Origin of the sequence: Bifidobacterium sp. UBA4282 (genome assembly GCF_002394995.1) — a bacterium.
Classification (GTDB): Bacteria; Actinomycetota; Actinomycetes; order Actinomycetales; family Bifidobacteriaceae; genus Bifidobacterium; species Bifidobacterium pullorum_B.
This window is the reverse complement of the sequence record NZ_DGVO01000032.1, coordinates 1-7,848: the sequence shown is the minus strand read 5'-3', so window position 1 is coordinate 7,848 and position 7,848 is coordinate 1. Positions and strand designations below refer to the sequence as shown.

At 66.1% G+C, this 7,848-nt stretch carries 6 protein-coding genes; all 6 read left to right on the top strand.

Translation table 11 applies throughout. The annotated features are described in order from the left end of the window. Nucleotides 1-1,343, top strand: a 1,343-nt coding sequence (gene uvrA, locus B4C31_RS04810) for an excinuclease ABC subunit UvrA (protein WP_291531558.1), incomplete at its 5' end; no start/stop codon positions are given. Between the two features lie 199 nt (nucleotides 1,344-1,542). Continuing rightward, nucleotides 1,543-3,894, top strand: a complete 2,352-nt coding sequence (uvrC, locus tag B4C31_RS04805) for an excinuclease ABC subunit UvrC (RefSeq protein WP_414631847.1) — start codon at nucleotides 1,543-1,545, stop codon at nucleotides 3,892-3,894. 94 nt (nucleotides 3,895-3,988) lie between these two features. Next, nucleotides 3,989-4,969, top strand: coding sequence for a shikimate dehydrogenase family protein (locus B4C31_RS04800; RefSeq protein WP_291531556.1), 981 nt, complete (start codon nucleotides 3,989-3,991; stop codon nucleotides 4,967-4,969). Continuing rightward, complete coding sequence (rapZ, locus tag B4C31_RS04795) at nucleotides 4,966-5,898, top strand: RNase adapter RapZ (protein ID WP_291531555.1); 933 nt, start codon at nucleotides 4,966-4,968, stop codon at nucleotides 5,896-5,898. Before B4C31_RS04800 ends, rapZ begins: the two co-directional genes overlap by 4 nt. Nucleotides 5,899-6,064: 166 nt before the next feature. Continuing rightward, nucleotides 6,065-7,012, top strand: a complete 948-nt coding sequence (gene whiA, locus B4C31_RS04790; RefSeq protein ID WP_204464283.1) for a DNA-binding protein WhiA — start codon at nucleotides 6,065-6,067, stop codon at nucleotides 7,010-7,012. 136 nt (nucleotides 7,013-7,148) lie between these two features. Beyond that, nucleotides 7,149-7,848 (top strand): phosphoglycerate kinase (locus B4C31_RS04785; protein WP_291531554.1); only part of this gene is annotated, 700 nt, incomplete at its 3' end.

Here is a 7,848-nt window from a genome sequence, read left to right as displayed (position 1 = left end):
GCATCCGCCTGGCCACGCAGATCGGTTCGGGCCTAGTCGGCGTCATGTACGTGCTCGACGAGCCGTCCATCGGCCTGCACCAGCGCGACAACGAACGCCTGATCGAAACGCTGCATCACCTGCGCGACCTCGGCAACACGCTGATCGTGGTCGAGCACGACCAGGAGACCATCGAGAAGGCGGACTGGCTGGTCGATATCGGCCCCGGCGCCGGCGAGCACGGCGGCGAGGTCGTCTACTCCGGACCGGCGGCCAAGCTCATCGAGGCGCCGCGTTCGGTGACCGGCGACTACATCGCCGGCCGTCGGCGCATCGAAGTGCCGGAAAGCCGGCGCAAGGCCCGCAAGACCAAGCAGCTCAAGGTGGTGGGCGCCAGGGAGAACAACCTGAAGAACCTCACCGTGGCCTTCCCGCTGGGCGTGTTCACCTGCGTAACCGGCGTCTCCGGCTCCGGCAAGTCCACGCTGGTGAACACCATCCTGTACCCGGTGCTGGCCGACAAGCTCAACGGCGCGCGCATCGTGCCCGGCAAGCATACGCGCGTGGAGGGGCTCGACCAGTGCGACAAGGTGATCCACGTGGACCAGAACCCGATCGGCCGCACGCCGCGGTCGAACCCCGCCACCTACACCGGCGTGTGGGACAAGATCCGCACGCTGTTCGCCAAAACCGCCGAAGCGCAGGTGCGCGGCTACGGGCCGGGCCGCTTCTCGTTCAACGTCAAGGGTGGCCGTTGCGAGGCCTGCCATGGCGACGGCACGCTGAAGATCGAGATGAACTTCCTGCCCGACGTCTACGTGGAATGCGAGGAATGCCACGGCAAGCGCTACAACCGCGAGACGCTGGAGGTCAAGTACAACGGCAAGTCCGTGGCCGACGTGCTGGACATGCCCATCGAGGAGGCGGCCCGCTTCTTCAAGGCGTACCCGTCCATCTCCCGTTACCTGGACACGCTCGTGCAGGTGGGGCTGGGCTACATCCGGCTCGGCCAGCCGGCGCCCACCCTCTCGGGCGGCGAATCCCAGCGCGTCAAGCTGGCCACCGAACTGCAGCGCCGTTCCACCGGCAAGACCGTGTACATCCTGGACGAGCCGACCACCGGCCTGCACTTCGAGGATGTGCGCAAGCTGCTGCTCGTGCTGCAGGGGCTGGTGGACAAGGGCAACACGGTCATCGTGATCGAACACAACCTGGATGTGGTCAAGTCGGCCGACTGGATCATCGATCTGGGCCCGGAGGGCGGCGACGGCGGCGGCACGATCGTGGCCGAGGGCACGCCCGAGCAGGTGGCCGAGAACCCCGACTCGTGGACCGGCCGGTTCCTCAAGCCGATGCTGCACTGACAATCCGACCGATGACGGACCGACACGGCGTATAGCATTCCGATGACGACTGGAGACGATCGATATGACAGCGGGTTTAGTCGAACGGCATAGTCCCGAGGTATGGCGGAAGACCGCTCTGTCATTGCAGTCGTCGCATACCGGTGCGTCCGATGGCGCCGATAATCCGGATACGGCTGCGCCGGACGCCGCCGCGGAGGTGAACGCCAACGGCGCTCCGCTGCTCGGCGACACCCGTGACCTGTTCCGTCCGAAAACCAGCGACATCCCCGCCAAACCCGGCGTTTACAAATGGCGCGACGGCGAAGGCCGCGTCATCTACGTGGGCAAGGCCAAGAACCTGCGCAACCGTCTGAGCAACTACTTCCAACCCCTGGTCCTACTGCACCCGCGCACGCAGACCATGGTGCTCACCGCCCGCAACCTGGAATGGACCGTGGTCGGCACCGAACTGGAATCGCTCACGCTGGAGTACACGTGGATCAAGGAGTTCGAGCCACGGTTCAACATCAAGCTGCGCGACGACAAGACCTACCCGTATCTGGCGGTCTCGATCGGCGAGCAGGTGCCGCGCGTATGGGTCACGCGCAGCCGCAAACGCCATGACACCAGGTACTTCGGCCCCTACGCCAAGGTGTGGGATATGCGCAAAAGCCTGGACCGGCTGCTCAAGGCGTTCCCGGTGCGCACCTGTTCGCCGAACGTGTTCCACAAGGCACAGCTGACGAACCGTCCCTGCCTGCTGGCGTCGATCGGCAAATGCTCCGCCCCCTGCGTCGGCCGTATCAGCCCGAAGGAGCATCGGCGCATGTGCGAGCGGCTGGTCGGCGTGATGACCGGTCGTCTCGGCAGGTCGTACATCGCCCAGCTCACCCGGGAGATGAAGCAGGCCAGCGCCGAGCTGGAATTCGAGAAGGCGGCGCGGCTGCGCGACGAGATCCAGATGCTCGGCAGCGTGGTGGAGCAGAACGCCGTCGCATTCGATCAGGATGTGGACGCGGACGTGTTCGGTTTCGCTTCCGACGAGCTGGAGGCCTCCGTCCACGCGTTCTTCGTGCGCGCCGGTGCGATCCGCGGCGAACGCAACTGGAGCGTGGAGCGGGTTGAGGACATCAGCGACGGGGATCTGATGGCGGAGATGATCACCCAGGTGTATGCCGACATCCTCAATGAGACCGACGCGGAGATGTCACGGTCCGTATCCGGTGTCCCCTCCCCGGATGGCGATGACGACGCCCTCGACAGCGCCGAAGATGGTGCCGCGCGTCACGTGGCATCCGACGCACCGATCGTGCTGTCCACCAGGCGCGACGCCATCGGCGTCACACAGTCCGTCACCGCCTTCGACGCGCAGTCGCGGGCGAGGGCCACACGCCGACGCAACCAACGGCAGGACCGGACCGGCCGCGACGATTTCCTCGCGCCGATCGCCCCGGTGCCGCGGGAGGTGATCGTGCCGATCGAACCCACCCGCCACGAGGAGCTCGAACGGTGGCTGAGCGACCGCCGCGGCGGCGCGGTGACGATTCGCGTGGCGGCGCGCGGCGAGAAGAAGGCCCTGATGGACCGGGCCAACGAGAACGCCGCACAAGCGCTCCAACGCAGCAAGATGAGCCGTATCAGCGACATGGCCACACGCAGCCGCGCCATGAACGACGTGGCGGATGCGCTGGGTCTGGACGAGGCGCCGCTGCGCATCGAATGCTATGACATCTCGAACACGGTGGGCGGCGCCTTCCAGGTCGCCTCGATGGTGGTGTTCGAGGACGGCATCGCCAAGAAGTCCGAATACCGGCGGTTCGCCATCCGCGGTGCGGACGGCAACGGCGCGCTCGACGATCTGAGCGCGCTGTATGAGACGTTGACCCGGCGGTTTCGGCACGGCAACATCGCCGGCGATTCCGGCGAAAGCATGGACGCCGAGCAACGGGCGGCCAAGGCGGCGCAGCAGTCGCATGACGCCTTGCACGTCACCGGCTCGGATGATGCCCCCGCGGACTCCGAGGCAACGGCCGCGCAGGCGGACGCCGAGATCATCCAGCAGAACACCAATCGCCGCCATTTCGCCTACCGTCCGAACCTGGTGGTCGTCGATGGCGGCAAACCGCAGGTCATGGCCGCCGCCAAGGCGCTTGAGGACTGCGGCGTGGACGATGTGGCGGTCTGCGGACTGGCCAAGCGGCTGGAGGAGGTCTGGGTGCCGGACGACGACTATCCGATCATCCTCAGACGCCAGTCGGAAGGCATGTACCTGCTGCAGCGCGTCCGTGACGAATCGCACCGCTTCGCCATCACCTACCACCGCCAGACCCGGCGTAAGGGGGCGCTGCGCTCGGCGCTCGACGACATCCCGGGCATCGGCGCGACGTACCAGAAACGACTGCTCAACCATTTCGGTTCGGTGCGCGCCATGCGCGAGGCCACCGTCGAACAGCTGGAACAGGTCAAGGGCATCGGCCGTGCCAAGGCCGAGGCCATCTTCACCGCCCTGCACCCCGGCGACGGGGGAGCGACGGCAACGCCCGAGGCCGGCGGCGAGACATCGGACTGAGCCGTTGCGGGCGGCTGCGCCTGTCCATATTTACCTCCCCGAATCACAGGCGACATGGTTTTCGGCTAGCATGGGTACCGATGGAAGGAGGGCTATGTCGGTAGTGAATCATCGGTGCGCGGTGCTGGGCAAACCGATCGCGCATTCGCTGTCGCCGGTGCTGCACAACGCGGCATACCGCGCGTTGGGGCTGGACGATTGGGCCTATGACCGGCACGAGGTGGGACAGGACGATCTCGATGGTTTCCTGCACGGGCTCGACCCGAGTTGGGTCGGTCTGAGCCTGACCATGCCGTTGAAGAAGACCATCCAGCCATACGGCATCCCCTCGAATATCTGGGCCATGCAACTGGGAGTGGCCAACACGGCGGTGTTCGATTGGTCCGATATGGAGCATGGGCGCGACGGCCTGCCGGCGATCCGCCTGTACAACACGGATGTCATGGGCATCGTACTGGCCATCGACCATGCGCTGAGCCAGCCGTCCTCAACCGATGTCGCCGCGCTGCTGGACGCGGAGCCGTCCGGGCCGGCTTCCCGGCGGGTCGGGAACGACAGGCCGGCGCGGGCCGTCATCCTCGGCAACGGCAACACCGCCATGTCCGCGGTGGCGGCCTGCACGATGGCTCTGGATTCCCGCATCGGCCATATCACCATCGCCGCGCGGCATCCGGATCGCAATCTCGACCAGGCGGTCGACCTCGGCGCACGATTGGGCGGCGTCACCGTTGACGCCATGCCGCTCGAGGAGGCGGTCGGCACGGCCCGCACGGCCGATCTGGTCATCAGCACGCTGCCCGCGCACGCCGCGGACCCCTTCGCACGCGCCGTGGCCGATATGCCCGACCCAGCCCCGCGCGGCATCCTGCTCGACGTGGTCTATGATCCGCGTCCGACGGATCTCATGCGGGTATGGTCGGATCGGGGCGCACTGGCCATCGGCGGGCAGGAGATGCTCCTGTACCAGGCCATCCTGCAGGTGGCGCGCATGACCGGATCGGGGTCGATTGCGGACCTGGACGTTCTGGACACGATCGAACAGCCGATGAGGCAAGCATTGGAGGAGGCGCTATGACATCCGCAACGTCACGCGAACCGGCGAGCAAGGATGCGCTGTCGTCCGTGCCGGAGCCGGCCGACGGCTTCGAGGTCCTGCTCATCACCGGCATGTCCGGCGCCGGGCGGTCGCAGGCCGCCAACAGCATCGAGGACATGGGCTGGTACGTGGTCGACAACATGCCGCCCAAGCTGCTGGTGCCGCTGGTGGACATGATGACCAATTCGGCGTCCAAGATCCACAGGCTGGCCTGCGTCATCGACGTGCGTTCGCGCAGCTACTTCGACGATCTGGCCCAGGTGCTCGGCCATCTGGACGATCTGGGCGTCAGGACGCGCGTCCTGTTCCTGGACGCCAGCGACGAGGTGCTGATCAAACGGTACGAATCGGTGCGCCGCCCGCATCCGCTGCAGCACGGTTCCCGGCTGATCGACGGCATCACCGAGGAACGTGCGCTGCTGGCGAATCTCCGGGAGCATGCCGATATCGTCATCGACACCTCCGATCTGAGCATCCACCAGCTGAGCACCAAGCTGTATGAGGGATTGCTGGGGGAGGGCGCGACCACGGTGGCCGTGCACATCTTCAGCTTCGGCTTCAAGCATGGGGTGCCGATCGACGCCGATTTCGTGGCCGATGTCCGTTTCCTGCCCAATCCGTTCTGGGTGCCCAGCCTGCGCGAGCTGACGGGCATGGACAAGCCGGTCAGCGACTACGTGCTGTCCAGCGACGGGGCCAGCGAGTTCCTCGACGCGTACGAGAAGGCGTTGGCGGTCGCGATCGAGGGGTACGCGAAAGAGGACAAGCACTTCGTCACGATAGCCGTCGGCTGCACCGGCGGGCAGCACCGCTCGGTGGCCATGAGCGAGGCCCTGGCCAAGCGGCTGCGCGCACGCGGTCTGCAGGTCACGGTTTCCGCGCGGGAACTGGTCAAACGGCACAACTGAAGCTGGTACGGTAGTCGTATAGCGAGCATAACGAGCCCGAACTATGAAATCACCGGCTGTTCTTGTCCAAGTCGTTGGGTATCACAGATTCCCGGTACATTCGTGGAATGGGCACCGTTATCGTCGGAGTATATAGAGAAGTATTGGGATAGTAGGAGGTTGGCTCTTGGCTCTTCTGGATGATGTCAAAAGCGAACTGGCTGCAATCGACAACGAGCTGCCCGCCGCCAAGAAGGCACAGGCCACGGCGATGATCCGCTTCGGCGGGGGGTTGCGCCTGGTGCAGCGTCAGATCATCGTGCAGGCGCAGTTCGATTCGCTGGAGGCCGCCAAGTGGCTGCAGTCCACCATCAAGAACCTGTACGGCCATGAGGCGTCCCTGGCGCAGGTGGCCCGGCAGACGCCGAGCGGCGTGGTCCAGCGGTATCTGGTGCAGGTGGAGCGCGGTGGCGCCGCCTTGGCGCTGCAGACCGGTCTGCTCGACCGCCGCAAGCACCTGGTATTGGGACTGCCGGCCGACATCATCAGCGGCAACATCGCTCAGGTCAAGGCCGCCTGGCGCGGCGCGTTCCTTGCCCATGGCGGGCTGTCCGATCCGGGCAAGGCCAGCTATCTGGAGATCGTCTGCCCCACCAACGAGGCGGCGTTGGCGCTGGTCGGCGCGGCGCGGCGACTGGGCGTGACCGCCAAGCCGCGTCAGCTGCGCAGCTCCGAGCGCGTGACGCTGAAGGATCCGGACGCCATCGAACGCATGCTCATGCTCATGGGCGCCCCACGCTCCGCGCGGGAGTGGACCGGCAAGCGTTCCGACGGCGAGGCCCGGGGCAAGGCCAACCGCCTGGCCAATTTCGATGACGCCAACATGCGCCGCAGCGCCAAGGCCGCGGCCGAAGCCAGCGACAAGGTGCGTAAGGCCTTCGAGATCCTGGGCGACGACATCCCCGAGAACCTCCGCGCCGCCGGCCAGCTGCGTCTGGACCACGGCGACGCCAGCCTGGAGGAACTGGGGCGTCTGGCGAATCCGCCGATCACCAAGGACGCCATCGCAGGCCGCATCCGCAGGCTCCTGCAGCTGGCCGAGAAGACTGAGAAGGCCCGCGCGCAGCAGCAGTAGGACATCGGGAGCCCTCCCTCGCCGGGGGCTCCTTTTTGTTGCCGCGTCCACACAATGCACACATACGCGCGCACAGTGGTGTAGGATTCGTAAGTGGCAGGCTATGCCATTCCACGCATTCTGCGAAAGGACATACATGAAGACACTCAAGGATCTTGGAGATCTCAAGGGCAAGCGCGTTCTGGTGCGCGCTGATTTCAACGTTCCGCTGGACGGCACCACGATCACCGATGACGGTCGTATCAAGGCCGCCCTGCCGACGATCAAGGCTCTGCGCGAGCAGGGTGCCAAGGTCATCCTGATGGCCCACCTCGGCCGCCCGAAGGGCAAGGTCGTGCCGGAGCTGAGCCTGGCCCCGGTCGCCGCCCGTCTGGGTGAGCTGCTCGGCATCGAGGTTCCGCTGGCCGAGGACACCTACGGCGAGGACGCCCAGGCCAAGGTCGCCGCGATGAACGACGGCGATGTGGTGCTGTTGCAGAACGTGCGCTTCAACCCGGAGGAGACCAGCAAGGACGCCGATGAGCGCGCCGCCTATGCCAAGAAGATCGCCGCCCTTGGCGACGTCTTCGTCTCCGACGGCTTCGGCGTGGTGCACCGCGCCCAGGGCTCGAACTACGATGTGGCCGCCGATCTGCCGGCCGCCGCGGGCCTGCTGGTGGAGAAGGAAGTGACCGCGCTGTCCAAGGCCACCGAGAACCCGGAGCGTCCGCTGACTGTGGTGCTCGGCGGTTCCAAGGTCTCCGACAAGCTCGGCGTGATTGAGAACCTGCTCGGCAAGGCCGATCGTCTGGTCATCGGCGGCGGCATGGTGTTCACCTTCCTCAAGGCCAAGGGCT

Bases quoted from the DNA above. Each gene is read 5' to 3' on its own strand.
- B4C31_RS04800 (WP_291531556.1), top strand. From the start codon at position 3,989: ATGTCGGTAGTGAATCATCGGTGCGCGGTGCTGGGCAAACCGATCGCG.
- rapZ (WP_291531555.1), top strand. From the start codon at position 4,966: ATGACATCCGCAACGTCACGCGAACCGGCGAGCAAGGATGCGCTGTCG.